The 18,632-nt window shown below is 36.1% G+C and carries 18 protein-coding genes and 4 tRNA genes; 14 read left to right on the forward strand and 8 right to left on the reverse strand.

From position 1 onward, the window contains the following. The first annotated feature begins 236 nt into the window (after nucleotides 1–236). The 6 genes from mutY (at nucleotide 237) to OMO38_RS05835 (ending at nucleotide 6,472) form a co-directional block, all read left to right on the forward strand. Nucleotides 237–1,283, forward strand: coding sequence for an A/G-specific adenine glycosylase (gene mutY, locus OMO38_RS05810; RefSeq protein WP_264749273.1), 1,047 nt, complete (start codon nucleotides 237–239; stop codon nucleotides 1,281–1,283). Between the two features lie 138 nt (nucleotides 1,284–1,421). Beyond that, nucleotides 1,422–1,979 (forward strand): gliding motility lipoprotein GldD, encoded by a 558-nt coding sequence (gene gldD, locus OMO38_RS05815; RefSeq protein WP_264749274.1) that lies wholly within the window; start codon nucleotides 1,422–1,424, stop codon nucleotides 1,977–1,979. A 256-nt stretch (nucleotides 1,980–2,235) separates the two neighbouring features. Further along, complete coding sequence (locus tag OMO38_RS05820) at nucleotides 2,236–3,156, forward strand: PfkB family carbohydrate kinase (RefSeq protein WP_264749275.1); 921 nt, start codon at nucleotides 2,236–2,238, stop codon at nucleotides 3,154–3,156. A gap of 91 nt (nucleotides 3,157–3,247) precedes the next feature. Then, entirely contained in the window at nucleotides 3,248–4,615 is a 1,368-nt protein-coding gene (locus OMO38_RS05825) for a peptidylprolyl isomerase (protein WP_264749276.1), read from the forward strand. Nucleotides 4,616–4,705: 90 nt separating this feature from the next. Then, nucleotides 4,706–5,695 carry an NAD(P)H-dependent flavin oxidoreductase gene (locus OMO38_RS05830; RefSeq protein WP_406567283.1) on the forward strand — a complete coding sequence of 330 codons (990 nt, stop codon included), beginning with the start codon at nucleotides 4,706–4,708 and terminating at the stop codon, nucleotides 5,693–5,695. A 3-nt stretch (nucleotides 5,696–5,698) separates the two neighbouring features. After that, the gene (locus OMO38_RS05835) at nucleotides 5,699–6,472 is read left to right on the forward strand and encodes an alpha/beta fold hydrolase (RefSeq protein ID WP_264749277.1); all 774 of its coding nucleotides are present in this window, start codon (nucleotides 5,699–5,701) and stop codon (nucleotides 6,470–6,472) included. Nucleotides 6,473–6,589: 117 nt separating this feature from the next. Here OMO38_RS05835 and OMO38_RS05840 read toward each other — a convergent pair whose 3' ends face one another. Both OMO38_RS05840 and OMO38_RS05845 read right to left on the reverse strand, forming a co-directional pair. Next, a complete protein-coding gene (locus OMO38_RS05840) occupies nucleotides 6,590–7,162 on the reverse strand; it encodes an HD domain-containing protein (RefSeq protein ID WP_264749278.1) in 573 nt (190 codons plus the stop codon). A 69-nt stretch (nucleotides 7,163–7,231) separates the two neighbouring features. Continuing rightward, nucleotides 7,232–7,531, reverse strand: a complete 300-nt coding sequence (locus OMO38_RS05845) for a rhodanese-like domain-containing protein (protein ID WP_264749279.1) — start codon at nucleotides 7,529–7,531, stop codon at nucleotides 7,232–7,234. Nucleotides 7,532–7,637: 106 nt separating this feature from the next. Here OMO38_RS05845 and queG point away from each other — a divergent pair, with 106 nt between their 5' ends. From queG to OMO38_RS05860, 3 genes are all read left to right on the forward strand, one after another. Next, a complete protein-coding gene (gene queG / locus OMO38_RS05850) occupies nucleotides 7,638–8,585 on the forward strand; it encodes a tRNA epoxyqueuosine(34) reductase QueG (protein WP_264749280.1) in 948 nt (315 codons plus the stop codon). Nucleotides 8,586–8,944: 359 nt separating this feature from the next. After that, the gene (locus OMO38_RS05855; protein WP_264749281.1) at nucleotides 8,945–9,628 is read left to right on the forward strand and encodes a TIGR02117 family protein; all 684 of its coding nucleotides are present in this window, start codon (nucleotides 8,945–8,947) and stop codon (nucleotides 9,626–9,628) included. Nucleotides 9,629–9,735: 107 nt separating this feature from the next. Further along, nucleotides 9,736–10,290 (forward strand): murein L,D-transpeptidase catalytic domain family protein, encoded by a 555-nt coding sequence (locus tag OMO38_RS05860; protein WP_264749282.1) that lies wholly within the window; start codon nucleotides 9,736–9,738, stop codon nucleotides 10,288–10,290. A gap of 101 nt (nucleotides 10,291–10,391) precedes the next feature. On the opposite strand, the gene OMO38_RS05865 is transcribed toward OMO38_RS05860, so the two are convergent. The 3 genes from OMO38_RS05865 to OMO38_RS05875 all read right to left on the reverse strand — a co-directional run bounded on the left by OMO38_RS05865 (nucleotide 10,392) and on the right by OMO38_RS05875 (nucleotide 12,122). Further along, complete coding sequence (locus OMO38_RS05865; RefSeq protein ID WP_264749283.1) at nucleotides 10,392–10,883, reverse strand: cupin domain-containing protein; 492 nt, start codon at nucleotides 10,881–10,883, stop codon at nucleotides 10,392–10,394. A gap of 321 nt (nucleotides 10,884–11,204) precedes the next feature. Beyond that, nucleotides 11,205–11,286 (reverse strand) — tRNA-Leu (locus tag OMO38_RS05870). 68 nt (nucleotides 11,287–11,354) lie between these two features. Further along, nucleotides 11,355–12,122 (reverse strand): MBL fold metallo-hydrolase, encoded by a 768-nt coding sequence (locus tag OMO38_RS05875; protein ID WP_264749284.1) that lies wholly within the window; start codon nucleotides 12,120–12,122, stop codon nucleotides 11,355–11,357. Between the two features lie 53 nt (nucleotides 12,123–12,175). Here OMO38_RS05875 and OMO38_RS05880 point away from each other — a divergent pair, with 53 nt between their 5' ends. After that, the gene (locus tag OMO38_RS05880; RefSeq protein WP_264749285.1) at nucleotides 12,176–13,603 is read left to right on the forward strand and encodes a TonB-dependent receptor; all 1,428 of its coding nucleotides are present in this window, start codon (nucleotides 12,176–12,178) and stop codon (nucleotides 13,601–13,603) included. A 12-nt stretch (nucleotides 13,604–13,615) separates the two neighbouring features. Continuing rightward, nucleotides 13,616–14,065: a GAF domain-containing protein gene (locus tag OMO38_RS05885; protein ID WP_219971472.1), complete on the forward strand. Its 450-nt coding sequence runs from the start codon at nucleotides 13,616–13,618 to the stop codon at nucleotides 14,063–14,065. Between the two features lie 414 nt (nucleotides 14,066–14,479). Here OMO38_RS05885 and OMO38_RS05890 read toward each other — a convergent pair. From OMO38_RS05890 to OMO38_RS05900, 3 genes are all read right to left on the reverse strand, one after another. Continuing rightward, nucleotides 14,480–14,553: transfer RNA gene (locus OMO38_RS05890), tRNA-Arg, on the reverse strand. Nucleotides 14,554–14,584: 31 nt separating this feature from the next. Then, nucleotides 14,585–14,659: transfer RNA gene (locus OMO38_RS05895), tRNA-Pro, on the reverse strand. Nucleotides 14,660–14,673: 14 nt separating this feature from the next. Then, nucleotides 14,674–14,760: transfer RNA gene (locus tag OMO38_RS05900), tRNA-Ser, on the reverse strand. A gap of 136 nt (nucleotides 14,761–14,896) precedes the next feature. Here OMO38_RS05900 and OMO38_RS05905 point away from each other — a divergent pair. The 3 genes from OMO38_RS05905 (at nucleotide 14,897) to OMO38_RS05915 (ending at nucleotide 18,568) form a co-directional block, all read left to right on the forward strand. Further along, nucleotides 14,897–15,922 carry an N-acetylmuramoyl-L-alanine amidase gene (locus OMO38_RS05905; protein WP_264749286.1) on the forward strand — a complete coding sequence of 342 codons (1,026 nt, stop codon included), beginning with the start codon at nucleotides 14,897–14,899 and terminating at the stop codon, nucleotides 15,920–15,922. A 70-nt stretch (nucleotides 15,923–15,992) separates the two neighbouring features. Further along, on the forward strand, nucleotides 15,993–17,393 hold the full coding sequence (gene aspA, locus OMO38_RS05910) for an aspartate ammonia-lyase (protein ID WP_264749287.1): 1,401 nt from the start codon (nucleotides 15,993–15,995) through the stop codon (nucleotides 17,391–17,393). Nucleotides 17,394–17,713: 320 nt separating this feature from the next. After that, entirely contained in the window at nucleotides 17,714–18,568 is an 855-nt protein-coding gene (locus OMO38_RS05915) for a glycosyltransferase family 2 protein (protein WP_264749288.1), read from the forward strand. The last annotated feature ends 64 nt before the right edge of the window (nucleotides 18,569–18,632 follow it).

Raw genomic sequence — 18,632 nt, forward strand, 5'->3', positions numbered from 1 at the left:
CATCGGTTTTTTTATGCAATAATTTCAGATAATTTTCAAAATGTCTCAGCGCCGAAGAGCTAAATGTTTGTAATTAAATAAGCAAAAAGAAAACGAGCTCCGTGGGAGTTGCACTGCCAGGCTTAAAAAATTAATCTTTCAAATAAAATTATAGCCTGTCAAGTTCCATATTTTAAAATCATAAAAACACGATAAATAATAAATTATCTTTGCAAAATATAAAATGAGACGGCTTTTTGAAAAAGAATAAAAAAACATCAGACTTTCTTCACATCGGAACCAAACTTTTGAAGTGGTATGATACCCATGCAAGAGATTTGCCTTTTAGAAATACAAAAGATCCTTACAAAATTTGGATTTGTGAGATCGTTTTCCAACAGACCAGAATTGCACAGGGCTTAAATCACTATAATAATTTTATCAAAAGGTTTCCGGATGTGAAAACGTTGGCAGAATCTCAGGAAGATGAGGTCTTATTATATTGGAAAGGCTTAGGATATTACTCGCGTGCCATTAATATTCACAAAGCGGCACAGCAGATCATCAACGATTACAACGGAGTTTTCCCTTCTGAATATGATGAAATTTTAAAACTGAAAGGTGTAGGGAAATATACAGCAGCTGCAGTTTCCAGTATTTGTTTTAATGGAAAAATGCCTGCCGTGGATGGAAATTTCTACAGAGTTTTAAGCCGCGTTTTTGCGGATGATTTTGATGTTTCCGGTTCCAGGGCGTTTACTTATTTTTCAGAACTGGCGCATTTAATTATGCCTGAAAATGTTGGGGATTTTAATCAGGCGATGATGGATTTAGGTTCAGAAATTTGCAAACCCAGAAATCCTATATGTGGAGATTGTCCGATCAATGATGATTGTCTTGCTTTTTCATTGCATAAAATCTCAGAATTTCCTGTGAAAACGAAAAAAGTAAAAGCAACAGATTTAGAATTAAAATATTATTTTGTTCACAGAAACGGCCAATTTTTAATTCAGCAGAGAAAAGATGATTTCATCTGGAAAAAGCTGTTTGAATTTCCACTTGAAATTTCTGGTGAATTGGTTACTTTTATAAGAAGTTCAAAAACGGTTAATCATAAATTGACGCATAAGAATTTAAGTATAGAAATTTTTAACGTTGAGGTAGATTCAGAAGAAGTTTGGAAAAACTTCATTGCTGAAAATGATTATATCATCACAAGTGTTGAAAGTTCGCACGAAAAATCTTTTCCAAAACCCTTGGAAAACTATATTCGCAATTATGAAACCGCTTACAGCATTCTGTAATTATAAATGTTTATCTCAGTGAATTATTCATCGGGTACACTTCAATCTTTTGCAGAAAAGGTAAGTTGAGATTCTAAACTCACTGAAATGCTGAAATTTGTAACCTAAAATCTAAAATGTAATTTGTATTTTTGCAAAATGATTAGAAAAGTCATTTTTATTTTCGCTTCTCTGCTGCTAATTTCGTGTGAAAAGGAAACAAATCCAAAACCTTATGGTGAATTGAGATTAGAATATCCTACACCGAAATATCAGAAATTTGAAAAAAACTGTTCTTATACTTTTGAATATTCAGATTTTGCTACAATTGCAGATGCCAAAAAGCCTTGCTGGTATTACATGAATTACCCGAAGATGAAAGCTAAAGTTTTCATTACTTATTTCCCCGTGAAAGGTGATTTTGCAGATCATGTGAGGGAATCTGAAAAAATGGTTTACGAGCACACGATTAAGGCAAGTTCTATTGATGCGAAATCTTTTCAGTATCCTGAAAAGAAAGTTTACGGAAATTTTTATGAACTGAAAGGGCAGACTGCTTCCAATCTTCAGTTTTATGCAACAGACAGCACAAAACATTTTGTGACCGCTTACCTGTATTTTGATACAAGACCAAAGCCGGATTCTCTGGCTCCGGCAGTCAATTACATCAAAAAAGATATCATGCACATGCTTGATACCTTTGAATGGAAAAATTAATTAAGAAAAATTGATCATTTATGTGGAATCTACGAGTTCCATGTAAGACCAATAATGCATTGCGTTCGAGAAAGATGGCATGTGAGGTTTAAAAAAAAGAAATACGTATGACATCGTGAGATTACATATGACCTTTAAAAAAAATATAAAATACATATGACATCATCAGATTGCATATGATCTTTAAAAAAAATAAGAAAATACATATGACATCGTGAGATTGCATATGACCTTTAAAAAAAATAAGAAAATACATATGAAACTTTTAGTTGTAGGAAGTGTTGCGTTTGATGCAATAGAAACACCATTTGGTAAAACAGATAAGATTTTAGGAGGAGCTGCCACGTACATTGGGATTACTTCATCAGTGATGGGAGTGAAGTCGGGGATTGTTTCTGTTGTTGGAGGAGATTTTCCTCAGGAGCATTTGGATATGTTTACCAAAAGAGATATCAACATTGAAGGGTTGGAAATCGTAAAAGACGGAAAAACATTTTTCTGGTCTGGTAAATACCACAACGACTTAAATACCAGAGATACCTTAGCAACTGAAGTAAACGTTCTTGAAAATTTCGACCCAAAAATTCCTCAATCGATGCAGGATGCAGAGATTTTGCTTTTAGGAAATCTTCACCCTGGCGTTCAGCTTTCCGTTCTTGAAAAAATGAATGAGCGTCCTAAGTTGGTTATTCTTGATACAATGAATTTCTGGATGGATTCTGCAATGGATATTTTAAAAGATATGATTGCTAAAACTGACGTCATCAGCATTAATGATGAAGAAGCAAGACAGCTTTCAGGAGAATATTCTTTGGTAAAAGCAGCGAAGAAAATTCATACAATGGGACCTAAGTTTGTAATCATCAAAAAAGGAGAGCATGGTGCAATTCTTTTCCACGACGGTAAAATATTCGCAATTCCGGCTCTTCCATTAGAAGAAGTTTTCGATCCGACAGGTGCTGGTGATACTTTCGCAGGAGGTTTCGCAGCTTATTTGGCTAAAAAAGGAAAGTTCGATTTCGAAACGATGAAGTCTGCATTGATCGTAGGTTCTGCGATGGCATCTTTCACTGTAGAAAAATTCGGAACAGAGAGATTAGAGGAAATTAATGAAGCTGATATGTTGGAAAGAATCAATCAATTTAAAGAATTGACGACTTTCGCTGTTGAGTTGTAAGCAATCAGGCTTTTTTAAGAAATATTTATAATAAATAATTGAGTGTAATTCGCTAAGAATTATAAATTTGCAACTCGTTTAAAATAGTAAAATGATAAATAAATTAAAAATCGCTTTTCTTTTTGGAGCTTTTGCTGTGTTGTTTTCAACTAAAGTAAATGCCCAGCTTAAGCAAGGTCAGTTGATCGATGGTATTGCGGCAGTGATAGGCGATGAAATTGTTCTGGAATCTGATGTTGAAGAGCAGATGAATTATGCAAAACAGCAGGGTGCTGGTACCGGAGATAAATGTGAGTTCTTGGAGAATTTGATCAATAATAAATTTTTGGTTTTTGAAGCTAAAAAGGATACATTGATCGACAACCGTTCAGCAGCAATCAAAGAGCAGGCAAATGCTAAATACAACCAGTTGCTTTCTCAGTTTCCGGATGAAAAATCAATGTTGACGGCTTATAAATTCAGAACGGGATACGAAATGAAAAATGCTATCGAAAAGATAGATACAGATACGTATTACGGACAGGCAAAATATCAGAGAATTACAGAAAAAGCAGACGTTACCCCGAATGAGGTGACAGATTTTTATAACCTTTATAAATCTCAGTTACCTGAGATTAAAGATGAGGTTTCTCTTTCTCAGATCGTGATGAATCCTAAGTTGACGGAAGCTCATAAAGAAGAACTGATTAACAGATTAAAGAAAATCAAACAGGATGTTGCAGGCGGAGAAAGTTTTGAAAGCCAGGCAAGAATCTATTCTGAAGACAAAGCTTCTGCTGCCAATGGTGGTTTAATGAAAAATATTTTCAAAGGACAAATGGTGAAGCCATTCGAGGCTGCAGCTCTGAATCTTCAGGAAGGTGAAATTTCTGAGCCGATAGAATCTGAGTTTGGATATCACATTATTCAGTTGGTGAAAAAGTCTGGTAAAGCTTATGACGCAAGACATATTCTTTTGATGGCAACACCTACAGAAGAAGAGATGAAAACTGCCAGAAAGAAACTTGACAGCATTAGAGGTTTGATTTTAGCTGAAAAAATTACTTTTAAAGATGCGTCTTTTAAATTTTCTGACGATAAAAGAACAAAATTCAATGCTGGAGTAATTCCTGGTGCTGACGGTTCTAATAAAATTGAAAGAGAAAGTATTCCGGTGTCAATCAGTTATGAATTGGCTGGACTGAACAAAGGAGATGTGACCAGCGCTTTTGATGATAAAGATGACAGAGACAGACAGGTGGTGAAGATCGTGAAAATCGAAGATGTCATCCCAGCGCACCAGATAACAATGGAAACGGATTACGACAGAATAAAACAGATGGCTCTGCGGAAAAAACAGGGTGAGATGGTTGAGAAATTTGTCAATTCAAAAATATCAACAACTTTTATTTCGTTAGACGGTCGGTACGACACCTGCGACTTTAAAGGAAACTGGAAAAAAGAATCCATCAAAAAATAAAATAAAAACCTTCAGAATTTTCTGGAGGTTTTTTTTGCAAAAAACTTCTGATATCTATTGTGAAATCTATGATTTTAGTATTTTTACAATATGAGCAACTTTATAGATTTCAATTCAGCCAAAAAACTTCATGAGATGCAGGAAAGCAGAAATAAAATTAGTGAACTTTTTAATATTCAGTATCCTATCATTCAGGCAGGAATGATTTGGCATTCCGGGTGGAGGTTGGCATCGGCAGTTTCAAACTGTGGCGGATTGGGAATTATTGGAGCAGGAAGCATGTATCCGGACATTTTAAGAGAGAATATTCAGAAATGCAAGTTAGCTACTGATAAACCATTTGGCGTGAATGTTCCCATGTTGTATCCAAATTTAGATGAAGTCATTCAGATTATTTTGGAAGAAGGAGTGAAAATCGTTTTCACTTCAGCCGGAAGTCCGAAAACTTACACGGAAACTTTGCAGAAAGAAGGTTTGAAGGTAGCACACGTAGTCTCATCAACCAAGTTTGCGGTAAAATGTGAAGATGCCGGAGTAGACGCTGTTGTTGCAGAAGGTTTTGAAGCGGGCGGTCACAACGGAAGAGATGAAACTACAACTTTTTGTCTGATTCCCAACGTTAGAAAACATATCTCAAAACCATTAATTGCGGCCGGTGGAATTGCTCTCGGTTCTCAGGTCAAAGCTGCAATGATTTTAGGTGCAGACGGAGTTCAGATCGGAAGCCGTTTTGCAGCTACAGTTGAAGCAAGTGCACATGATAACTGGAAGAAGAAAATCACCGAACTTGATGAAGGTGATACGCATCTTACTTTAAAGGAATTGGCACCGGTAAGAATGGTTAAAAATAAATTTTTTAACGAGCTCGAGGAAATATATAATGTTGGAAGAAATTCTGAAGCTTTGGTCGCGTCTTTAGGAAGAGCAAGAGCAAAAAAAGGAATGTTCGAGGGTGATATGGAAGAAGGCGAACTGGAAATCGGTCAGGTTTCCGCTTTGATTGATGAGGTTTTGCCTGTAGAAAAGGTATTTGCGAATCTTCTGAAAGAGTTTCATGAAACAAAAAATCCTTCTCTGTAAATAATGATTGAAAAGGTAATTGAGGTAAAGGGTAAAAACTTATTTATAAAATTTAATAACTCATTCGAAAATAAGCCGACAATTGTATTTTTACATGATTCTTTAGGTTCTGTTCAGCTTTGGAGAGATTTTCCTGAGAAGTTGGCTGAAGCCACTCAATGTAATTTTCTGATCTATGACCGCCTGGGATATGGAAAGTCCTTTCCGATGACGACTCATAAAAGAGAAAACAACTACATGGAACTGGAAGCTGATCTTCTTAATGATTTGCTTTCTGAATTAAATATTAACGATGCAATTCTCTTCGGGCACAGTGACGGCGGCACCATTGCATTAATTACTGCATCTAAATATTCTGAGAAAGTAAAAGCTCTAATTTGCGAGGCCGGACATATTTTTGTGGAAGACATTACGGTACAAGGCGTGAAAGATGCTTTAAATGCTTACAGAACCACAAATCTGCCGGAACGTCTGCAAAAATACCACGGTGATAAAGTGGATGTCATTGTAAAAGCTTGGACAGACATTTGGCTCAGTGATCAATTCCGAACTTGGAATATTGAGCCAATGCTGAAAAATATTGCCTGTCCGCTCTTGTTTGTTCAGGGAGAAAATGATGAGTACGGAAGTTTAGATCAGGTTGATAAGACGGTTACACAGATCAGTGGAAATTCCGAAAAGTTTATCATTCCGAATGTAGGACATACACCACATAAAGAAACTCCGGAGATTGTTTTAAATAAAGCAACGGAATTTGTAAACTCAATCATAATATGATAGTGTCGAAATTCAGAGAATTTTTGGAGCGTATTTCTTATTTCAAATTAGTACAAAATCAATAGGAGCGGACTTTAGTCCGCTTAAATATTCTGAAATTAAAGGCTTCAGCCAAAACTATAACCTGTTCAGTTCAGATTCTATATTTTCTCTTGCCTGAACTTCATACTTTTGTTTAAAATATTCAGTTTTAAAGATACTGTCAAGCTCCAAAAAATGCTTTAAGACTTTTCTTCTTCCAGGTTTGTAGAGAAAATTGGGATATACAGAATATTCTTTTCTGATGTTTTGGGTGTACTCTGTATAAATCGGTGATTCTTTTCCCAAAACAGACAAATCTGCATCCAGTAAATAATTAGTATCACTGCTTTCTGACGGCTGATGAGATTTTGTTGCTAAAATTTGATTGGAAATTTCTGCAATATCGGTCTCAATCACTCCTAATCTTGTAAGTCTTATTTGTGCGAATTTAGCGCTTTCTTCCTCATTCTGCTTTGACGTTGCATCATAAATCACATCATGATAAAATACTGAGAAGGAAACGGTACGGAAGTCCAGTATCTTATCTTTCACAAATTCCAATTCAGAAAACATATTTTCCAAATGGCTTAACCTGTGATAATGTCTTTCTTTCTCAGAATATTTCCTCTCAATTTCAAGCCATAAATTGTCAGCCAATATTTCATCCATACTGCACGACAAACATAGTTGAAGGAAATAATCCCTTAAATTCATACTTAAAGATATAAAAAAAGGAACTTAAAAAGTTCCTTCAGTTGCTTCTAAATGCGCTTTCAACTCAGCCCATCCGCCACCGTTGTAGCCATCTTTCAAACCTTCAGACTGAAGATATTCTAATGCCTTTCCGCTTCTGTTTCCGCTTCTGCAAAATAAAACAACAGGTTTTTCGATTGACAAAATTTCGTCTTTTCTGTCTTCTACTTCACCTAACGGAATATTTTCAGCACCTTCAATACTTCCGTCCATCTCCAATTCCATAGGTTCACGAACGTCGATTAAGTGGTAATTTCCTGATTTTAAAACTTCTGCTAATGACATAATATTTGATTTTTTAGAGTTAAATACTTAAAATGGATCGTGAATTTTTCACAAATCCAAAGACCAACAAATTTATAAAATAATCTTAGTTTTGCAATGTAAAATAATGAATTCAGCTGCCGAAAAATATTCACATTTAATTAAAGCCAAAGCCAAAAGTTTTGGGTTTCAGAATTGTGGAATTTCTAAAGCAGATTTTCTGGAAGAAGACGCCCGTTATTTGGAAAAGTGGCTTAAAAATAATTTCCACGGCGAAATGAAATACATGGAAAACCATTTCGACAAAAGACTCGATCCGAGGTTGCTTGTTGAAGGTTCTAAATCGGTGATTTCACTTTCCTACAATTATTTTCCCGAAGAAAAAATTTCCACTTTTGAGAATTATAAAATTTCAAAGTATGCTTACGCGGAAGATTATCATGAAGTGGTAAAAGAAATTCTTCGTGATATGGTTTCAGAGTTGCAGGAGGAAATCGGTGATTTCGGATTTCGTGTATTTGTAGATTCTGCTCCGGTTTTAGAGAGAAGCTGGGCTAAGAAATCAGGAATCGGCTGGGTAGGAAAGAACGCCAATTTAATCACAAAACAAAGCGGCTCCTTCTATTTTTTAGCTGAAATCATCTGTGATTTAGATCTGATTCCGGATCATGCAACGACCGATCACTGCGGAAGCTGCAGGAAATGTATCGATGCCTGTCCTACAGATGCGATTGTGTCTGATAAAATTGTAGATGGAAGCAAATGTATTTCCTATGCAACGATCGAACTGAAAAGTGAAATACCGGATTATTTTAAAGACAGAATGGAAGACTGGATGTTTGGTTGTGATATCTGTCAGGATGTCTGTCCTTGGAACCGATTTTCTGCTCCCAATCTTCAGGCTAAATTTAAACCTAATAATGCTTTAAAAAATTTCAAAAAAGGAGAGTGGAAAGAATTGACTCAGGAATTGTTCTCAGAAATCTTCAGGAAATCACCGGTAAAGCGGACGAAATTTTCAGGTTTGAAAAGAAATATTGAATTTTTGAACGACTCGTCAGAAGGATTGATCTAAAATCTAAAGGTGAAGATATCTGTTTGGAAATTTTACTTTCCAAAAATAAAGTGGGTAGTTCTCCGTTCTTTAAAATTTTGTTTTTAAAGAAATGAAAGATTACAATTCGTAAAAATCAGAAAACCTTTGCTGTAAAAGAAAAAATGACTTTCAAAAAGATACTGTCTTTAAGAAAATCAACGTTTTTTTTGGGTTCTTTTGGGAGCAGTTTTCACTCTTACTTTAAATCTTTTTTGGGATTTCGTGTTTTTGTGCATATTTGTGATACTTTGTTGACTAAATTTACTGATTTTTCGGAATAAAACAAATACTTTTACGGAAAATTGATAATTAAATTTTTGTAATCAATAATCATCAACATGAGTGTAAAAATATTATTCATTTACATCCTTAAGACTTTGGGATTCATCCTCGGAATCATCGTGGTATATGCCCTTCTGGGCTATTTGCTACCTTTTATAGAAGTTTCGGCTAAGGATGATGGTGGCAAAAAAGAAGTTCCCATCTATATTTACACCAATGGCGTTCATACTGACATCGTAATGCCTGTGAAAAATGATCTTTATGACTGGAGTTCTAAGATTCCTTTTGCCAATACAACATCGAAGAGAACAGATTATAATTATGTGGGAATGGGCTGGGGCGATAAGGGCTTCTATCTTGACACGCCAACCTGGGCAGATCTTAAATTTACGACAGCTGTGAAAGCTGCATTTTGGATGAGCGAATCTGCAATGCATACTTCATTTTACAAAACAATGACTGAAGCATCAGACTGCAAAAAAATAATGATCAGCAGAAAACAGTATCAGGATCTGGTGAAATTTATTGATGCTAAATTTGATAAAGATCAGAATGGGAATTATATTTTAATCCCAACCAACGCAGTTTACAGTGATAATGATGCATTTTACGATGCGCAGGGGCGTTACAGCTTCTTAGATACCTGTAATACCTGGGCAAATAACGCTCTGAAAGCAGCCGGCCAGAAAGCAGCTCTTTGGACTCCTACTGACTACGGGATTTTCATTCATTATAAATAATTCAGGTGCGATTTTCCGTTTTATTATTAACTGTACTATTTTTTGTTTCATGTCAGAATGATAGCAGGAAGTCGTTAGGTGCGGTCCTTGCTAAGAAAGAGACTAATGTGGAACTGAAGAAACCTGAATTAGATTTAGTTAAAACCAGAAAGAAAGCGCAGGAAGCACTCGAATTCTGCAGAAGTAAAAAAATGAATACTGATTTGTGTATTCTGATTGATATGAGCCTGCATTCTGGCGTGAACCGTTTCGTGATCTGGGATTTTAAAGAGGAAAAAATTTCTGGTCAGCATCTTGTCGGTCATGGTTGCGGAAACAATGCATGGAGCAGCGATGAATCAAAAGAAGATCCAACATTCAGCAATGAAGATGGCAGTCATCTTTCATCGCTTGGAAAATATAAGTTATCTGGAAGAGGGCACAGCGATTGGGGAATTAATGTAAAATATCTGATGCACGGACTCGAGGATACAAACAGTAATGCCATGAAGAGATTTATCGTTTTCCATTCTTGGAACTTGATGAGCGATAAAGAGGTTTTTCCCAAAGGTTCGCCGGAAGGTTGGGGCTGTCCGACAATTTCAAATAATGCGATGAGAAAGATTGATCCGTTGATTGAAAAGTCTGAAAAGCCAATTTTGATGTGGATTTATAATGAATAAACGTCCCCTGATTGATCATAGGGTTTTCTATTTATCAGCAACTGAATTTTATTTCCAATAAAATTTGAGGAGTTTAAAAACATCTTTAAAATGATTCTCCATCAGTCTAAAAAGTCTGGAGGATAGGTTTTTTGATTGTATTTCAGATCAAGCTGTTTAAGTAATTGTTTTCTTTCTTCAGTTAATTCCGGCACTTTTAAAAATTCTCCGAAAGCAACAGGTTCGCCTATTTCCAAAAACATTTTTTCCAGTCCGGCAGGAACAACGGTACAAAGTAATCTTGCAAATTCGTTAGATTGATTCTTAAAACAGTGCACTGCTCCACCTAAAGGAATGTTGATGAATCCATCTTTACCAACCGTCTTTTTCTCGTTTTCTGTTTTAAATTCTACCTCTCCCTCCAAAACATAAAACATCTCCTGCGTATCTTCGTGAGCATGTGGAGGCGGCCCTCCATTGGGAGGTACGACCATTTCGATCACTGCATAGCTGCCATTCGTTTGATCACCCGAGATTATAATTCTGTAATTTCCTCCAGCAATACCTAAAAACTGACCTTCTTTGCTGTCGGTTATCGTAATATCTTTATTCATACTAATTATTTGAGTACTCTCTACTTTACACCTAAACTTTAATTATCTAAATTAATAAAAATAGTACATCCAACAATTCATTTTATTGATAATAAAGAAATAGTAGAAAACGACATGGTGTTTTTCCTTTTTATATCAATTAACCTTGAGCAACTTCAATTTCATTAAAAGGGAGATTTATATATGAAAGAGATGGCGCGCATTATATACTTGATGTCATATTTCGTGCTGAGAAAGCAGAAAGACTGAAGTTTTGTGCAGGAAATCACCGATGATTTTAAAATCAAAAGGCACCAACTGTCTGCAGTTAGTGCCTTTTTGTACCCAGTACCAGAATCGAACTGGTACATCTTTCGATACTAGAGTTTGAGTCTAGCGCGTCTACCAATTCCGCCAACTGGGCTTGTTTTTAATTGGTGTGCAAATATAGGAACTTTTTTTAATGTTCAAAAACTTTTTATTAATTTTTCTTTAAAAATTAATCTCCAAACCGTCGTAGGCAAGGTGAATTCCGTCGGGAAGTAACTTATCTTCAACGTTATGCAGACCGAAATGATGACTGATATGCGTTAAAAATAATTTTTTAGGCCTCAGCTCTTCGTGCAATTTTATAACGTCTGCCAGAATAAAATGGGCAGGATGCGGATCAAATTTACGAATGCAGTTTAAAATCAAAACATCCAGATTCTTCAGTTTTTCCTTCTCAGTGTCTGAAATAAAGCCGGCATCTGTAATGTAGGCTAAGTTTTTAAATTTATAACCGAAAACTGAAATTTTGTAATGAATAACTTCTACAGGAGTTATTTCAATATCTAAAACTTCAAACGAGTGGTTTTCAATTTTGTGCAAATCAAAAGCAGGAGCTCCAGGATATCTTTCATCAGAGAATGCATACGGAAAACGGTTTCTGACTTCATTTCCTACTCTTTCACTGCAGTAAAGCGGCATATTTTTACCGCTTTTGAAAATTAAAGGGCGCATGTCATCAAGACCGATAACGTGATCGTTATGTTCATGGGTTAAAAGCGCAAGGTCGATATGGTTCTCTTTGTTAATCAGCATTTGCTGTCTGAAATCGGGGCCACAGTCGATGAGAATTTTTTTATTTTCATCGGTTGTAACCATTGCAGATGATCTGAAACGGTTGTCCTTTGGATTTTTTGAGGTGCATACCTCGCAGGTGCAACCAATAACGGGAACGCCCTGAGAAGTTCCGGTTCCTAAAAATTTCAACTTCATTTGTTTTGAGGTTGGTTTAATTTTGGTAAATTTACGAAAAATTTAATGTCCTAATGTATCAGAAACTAACTCCTAAACAAAAAGCATTAACAATTAATCTAGATCCTACTATTTATGGTACTTTCGCAGAAATTGGAGCAGGGCAGGAAACTGTACGACACTTTTTTAGAGCAGGGGGAGCTTCCGGTACGATTGCTAAGGCAATGTCAGCCTATGACAAAGATTTTAGTGATGCCATCTACGGAAAAGAAGTTAAAAACAGGTATGTAACTCAGAACAGACTTCGAAAAATGCTTCGCTATGAAGTTTCATTAATCGAAGAAAGAATTTCTCGGGAAAACAGTCCGAACAGAAAGTTTTTTTCCTACGCAAATACTGTAACCACCATTAATTTCGATAAAACTGTAAAAGGTCACGGATGGGTTGGTATACGTTTTCAGGTAAAGGAAAATGAAGATTACAACGAAGTGGTAATTCACGTAAAATTCAAAGAGAATGACGCGACTTTACAGCAGGAAACTCTTGGTAATTTAGGGGTAAATCTTATCTTCGGTGCATTTACTTATTTTGATAATCCAAGACGTCTGATAGAATCTCTTTATGATGATGTGGCTACAGATAATCTTGAGATAGACATGATTGATTTCAGCGGTCCGGCGTTCGCTTATGTTGATAACAGACTGATGTCTTTGCAACTTGTGAAAAACAATATGACCGATGCGGTGATTTTTAATTCTCAGGGGAACAATATGCTTCCGGCGGATGTTTTGTACAAGAAAAATATTTTCGCTGTAAGAGGAAGTTTCAGACCTGTAACGAGAGTGAACATTGATATGCTGCGCAACGGTATGGATATGTTCCTGAAAGACGCCATCTGTACGCAGGAAGAAACTGAAGTTCTGATCGAAATTACCATCTCTAATCTTCGTGCAGACGGAGATATCGATGAACGGGATTTCTTGGATAGAGTAGACGTTCTTGGGAAATTAGGATATACGGTGATCATCTCAAACTTCTCCGAATACTACAGACTGATTGATTATTTCTCTCATTACACTAATGGCGACATTGGAGTTGCGATGGGTGTGAATAATATGTTGATGGTATTCGACGAGAAATATTATAAAGATCTTTCTGGTGGAATTTTGGAAGCCTTCGGTAAGTTTTTCCGAAACGGAATGAGAGTATATCTTTATCCTTACAAAGATCCTGAAACTCACGAATTATTAAATTCAGATAACCTTAAAGTAGAAGAAAGTCTGAAAGAATTATATAAATATTTCAAATTGAATAACCGTATTGTAGACATTAAAAACTACGATCCTGAGTTCCTGGAAATTTATTCAAGAGAGATACTGAGAAAAATAGCCTGCAACGTAAGCGGTTGGGAAAATCAGGTGCCGGAAGGTGTTGCCGAAATGATAAAAGACAGAGGAATGTTCGGTTATAAACAGGAACTTTCTCTAAAACAATTTTCTTAAAACAAATTTAAAATGTCTGAATTAAAAAAAAGACTTTCGTCTATTCTTGAAAGTCCAAAACATAATACTGAAGAAAAACTTGAAAAAGTTTGTCATCTTTTAGATCAGGAAATATCCTATTTTAACTGGACAGGTTTTTACTTCAAAAACGGAGATAAAGACGAGCTGAAATTAGGGCCTTACGTAGGAGCAGAAACAGATCATGTCATTATTCCTTATGGAAAGGGAATTTGCGGGCAGGTTGCAGTTTCTAATGAAACATTTATCGTTCCGGATGTTCATTTGCAGGATAATTATTTAAGCTGTTCAATTGATACTAAGGCGGAGATTGTGGTTCCTATTTTCAAAAACGGTGAAAATATCGGGCAAATTGATATCGATTCTCACACGATAGATCCTTTCACGAAAGAAGATTTAGAATTATTGGAATGGCTTTGTAATGAAGTTTCAAAAATTTTGTAAGCTTTCCTCATTTAAAATATAGTGAAACTCCGATAGTAAGTCGGAGTTTTTTTTTGACTATAATTTCAATAGTCAAAAAAAAATTGAATGTTTAAGTAATGATAATTGTTGATAACAGCGATGAAAACGCAGTTAAGGATAATTATGAATCGTTAAAGCCACGTGCACAAATGAATATGGCATTTCATATTTAAAGTAGATAACGTTTATTATTCTTAAGACAAAATAAGAAAAAAGGACTCTTTGAAATATATTGTAAGAATTAATTATGAAGGTAATAAAGAAACTAAGGTAATGTATATGAATCTTATGATAAGCAGTTTTGAAAATTGAAAACAGGATCACAGAAAAAATTTCTTTACATGTTGAAATTGGGGAATAAAAAAAACCGATATTTAAAATATCGGTTTTTTGTGAGCGCGTCAGGATTCGAACCTGAGACCGTCTGCTTAGAAGGCAGATGCTCTATCCAGCTGAGCTACGCACCCATTTGTAATTTTGAGAAAATTACTAAAACAGTCGGGGCGGCAGGATTCGAACCTGCGACCTCCTGGTCCCAAACCAGGCGCGATGACCGGACTACGCTACGCCCCGAATTTATCTTGCTGCGGAGAGTAAGGGATTCGAACCCTTGGTACCGTTTCCAGTACGCATGTTTAGCAAACATGTCCTTTCGGCCTCTCAGGCAACTCTCCTGTTATAACGTTTTTTGAATGATCGTTGTTCCGTTATTGCGAGTGCAAATATAGAATAGATTTCCTTATTTACCAAATAATTTTAAGAAAAAAATTGTGTATTTTTGAGGGAATAATCAGTTAAAAAAATAAACTAATGCGTAAGACATTATATATCATCGGCTTAAGTACTCTCGTTTTTTCGTGTACTTCCCAAAAAAATGTGAAGAAAAATACCTACAGGCCAAAAACTACCGCTGCACAACCAAAAACGGCGGTTAACTCTCAAAATTTTGAAAAAAATAAACCGGAAGTTGCCACTGAACATGGTGTTGAATTTTTCAGAACCAATATTGCAGATATTACTAAAAATGATAACACCATAAGCTATGGATCTATCGTCTCTGCAAAACCTGCCGGCTACAAAGTGGTGAAAACTCATTTCCCTGCAGTAGCGCAAAATTTCAGACAAAAATATCTGATTTTACATTACACCGTTTTACCTGATGATAAATCTGTGGAAGTTCTTACGCAACAGTCTGTAAGCGCTCATTATCTGGTGAATAATTTAGGGGATAATGAAATTTACCAGTTGGTTGATGAGAACAAACGATCATATCATGCAGGGATCAGTGCCTGGAGAAGCGATAAAAACCTCAATGACACTTCCATCGGAATTGAAATCGTTAATATGGGGTACAAGGCTGATGCTTCAGGGATGAAGGTCTTCCAACCTTTCAGCGATGAACAGATTAAAAAGGTTGCTGCTCTGGCAAAGGATATTGTGACGCGATATAATATTCCGGCTACCAATGTTTTGGCGCATTCGGATATCGCACCGACTAGAAAACAGGATCCTGGACCGCTTTTCCCGTGGAAAAAACTGTACGACGAATATCAGATTGGTATGTGGTACGACGAAATGGCTAAACAGAACTTTCTGACTTTGGCGCAGACCGATATTGAAACAAGATACAACGAGCCTTCATTTATTTTTGTGGTGCAGACTGCTTTACAGAAATTTGGCTATGATATCTTGCCAAATGGAAAATGGGACGATGTTACAAAGAAAACGGTTGAAGCTCTGCAGTACCATTTCAGACCACAGAATTACAGTGGAGTTCTGGATGCTGAAACGTGGGCAATTTTGCAGTCGTTGAATCAAAAATATCCAACAAAATAAAATTCAAAACGCATCTTTTAACGGTGCGTTTTTTATCATTTAAATACAATAAACTGTTAAAACTTTTTTAATGGAAAATTTCAGACAGGAAAGTGACCTCTTGGGTGTTCTCAATGTTCCTTTAGAGGCGTATTACGGAGTTCAGACTCAGCGGGCTATCAATAATTTTAGAATTTCGGGTCAGCTACTTTCTTCTTATCACGAATTTATAAAAGGTTTGGCTTTTGTGAAAAAAGCAGCCGCAAAAACCAATTATGAATTAGGTTTACTAGATCAGGATTTATATTTTAAAATCGCTGAAACCTGCGATGAGTTAATCGGCGGACTGTTTCATACCGAATTTCCCGTTGACATGATTCAGGGAGGTGCGGGAACTTCCATCAACATGAATGCGAATGAGGTAATTGCCAACCGGGTTTTGGAAAAATTAGGAAAAAACAAAGGCGAATATGAATTCTGTTCGCCCAATGACCATATCAATCTTTCACAGTCTACGAACGATGCTTATCCCACAGCAATCAAAATGGGATTGCTCCAGATGAATGAAACTTTGGTTGAAAAACTGAAAAAAATCGTTGAAGCATTCCGAGCGAAAGGAGTAGAATTTCAGGACGTCATCAAAATGGGACGAACACAGCTTCAGGACGCTGTTCCGATGACGATGGGGCAGGAGTTTGAAGCTTTTGCTGCGACACTTGAAGAAGATATTTCAAAACTGAATAACAACGCCAATCTCTTTGTTGAGGTGAATATGGGTGCAACAGCTATTGGAACGGGAATAAATGCTCCGATTGGTTATGCCACGCTTTGTGCTAAGAATTTAGCCGAAATCACAGGTTATCCTGTCATTTCTGCACCAGATTTGGTTGAAGCCACTCCGGATACCGGTTCTTACGTTATTTATTCTTCAGCAATGAAACGTCTGGCTTTAAAATTATCGAAAATATGTAATGATTTAAGATTGCTTTCTTCAGGACCACGAGCAGGTTTATCTGAAATCAATTTACCGCCGATGCAGCCGGGATCGTCCATTATGCCAGGAAAAGTAAATCCGGTTATTCCGGAAGTTGTGAATCAGGTTTGCTTTAAAGTGATTGGAAATGACTTGACGGTTACTTTTGCCGCAGAAGCCGGACAGTTACAGCTTAATGTAATGGAGCCCGTGCTTTCTCACACGATCATGGAAAATATTCATTTCCTTTGCAACGCTCTCGATACGCTTCGTGAGAAATGTATTGTAGGGATTACTGCTAACCGAGAAATGTGTCTGAATATGGTTAAACACAGCATCGGAATTGTAACGGCACTCAACCCTTACATCGGTTACAAACAGTCGACTCAGATTGCTAAAGAGGCTCTGGCAACAGGTCAGAGTGTATACAATTTGGTATTGGAAAAGAATCTGCTTTCTCAGGAACAGTTAGATGAAATTCTAGATCCCAGAAACATGCTGAGACCTCACAATAAATAAGGTAAAGTACATCAGATAAGTATTAAGCATTAGAAAATAAATGTAAAAGATAACATGAGAGTTTTAAACATATCATGCATAATATAAAGAATTATTTAATATTTGCTTACACTTGTTTTAAGTATCAAAAACAATGTGTAAAGCATGAACTTTCAGGTCTAACGCATCAAAATTCTAGCTTAAAGCAGTAACGTTTAAGCTTAAAGCATCAATTTTTAGTTTTAAAGCATCATTTGTTAAGTTTAAAACCTTCTTTTTTATAGTTTAAAATTTGTTAAATAATTATCATTGATCTCATCATCAATAATCTGCATCATCCAGTGAAATTTTTAATTATCATTCCCGCGCACAACGAAGAGCATAATCTTCCATTCACCTTAGATTCTTTACAGCAACAGAGTTTTAAAGATTTTAAAGTGGTAATTGTGAACGACGGTTCCACGGATAGAACATCTGAGGTTATCAAAAATTATACAGATTCCGATCCCCGTTTTGAGACAGTTAATCTTGGGAAATCTGCTCATCAGCCTGGTTCTAAAGTGGTCAGCGCATTTAAAAACGGTTTGAAAACTCAAAATATTAATGATTTTGATATAATCTGTAAGTTTGATGCCGATATTATTTTAAATGACAACTATCTTTCTGAAGTGGAGAAAGCATTCGTCAGTAATCCCAGCTATGGACTGGTTGGAGGTCTGCTGTATGTTGAACAAAATGGAAATTGGGTTTATGAAGGAAATTCAAATAGACATCACGTTCGCGGCCCAATGAAAGCTTATCGGAAAGAATGTTTTGAAGCGATTGGCGGTTTAAGGGAAACCTTAGGTTGGGACAATATTGATTCTATTTTACTTAAAAATTTGGGTTGGGAAGAAATTGTTTTACCTGAACTGCATGTGAAATTAATCAAAGTAAAAGGAGCCGATTATACGATAAAACCTGCAGATTACTATGGCAGATACTTTTATTTTTTAGGATTAAACCGTTTTCTTACTTATGTTGCTGCGGGAAAAGAAGCGATGAAATTGAAATCACCGGGTTTTCTCTTTCAAATTGTCGGTTCGTATGAAAAGTGTAAATCTCAAAATCTGGAGTTGAAGATTTCGAAAGACGAACAGAAAGTGATTAATGAGCAGCGATGGAATATGTTCAAAAAGAAATGGTTTAAACTGTAATTCTAATCGGTTGGGCATATCATCCTGATTTAGCCGAAGGAAGCGCGTTCAAAATATAAATAAA

The organism is Chryseobacterium kimseyorum, assembly GCF_025971945.1.
Lineage (GTDB): Bacteria > Bacteroidota > Bacteroidia > Flavobacteriales > Weeksellaceae > Chryseobacterium > Chryseobacterium kimseyorum.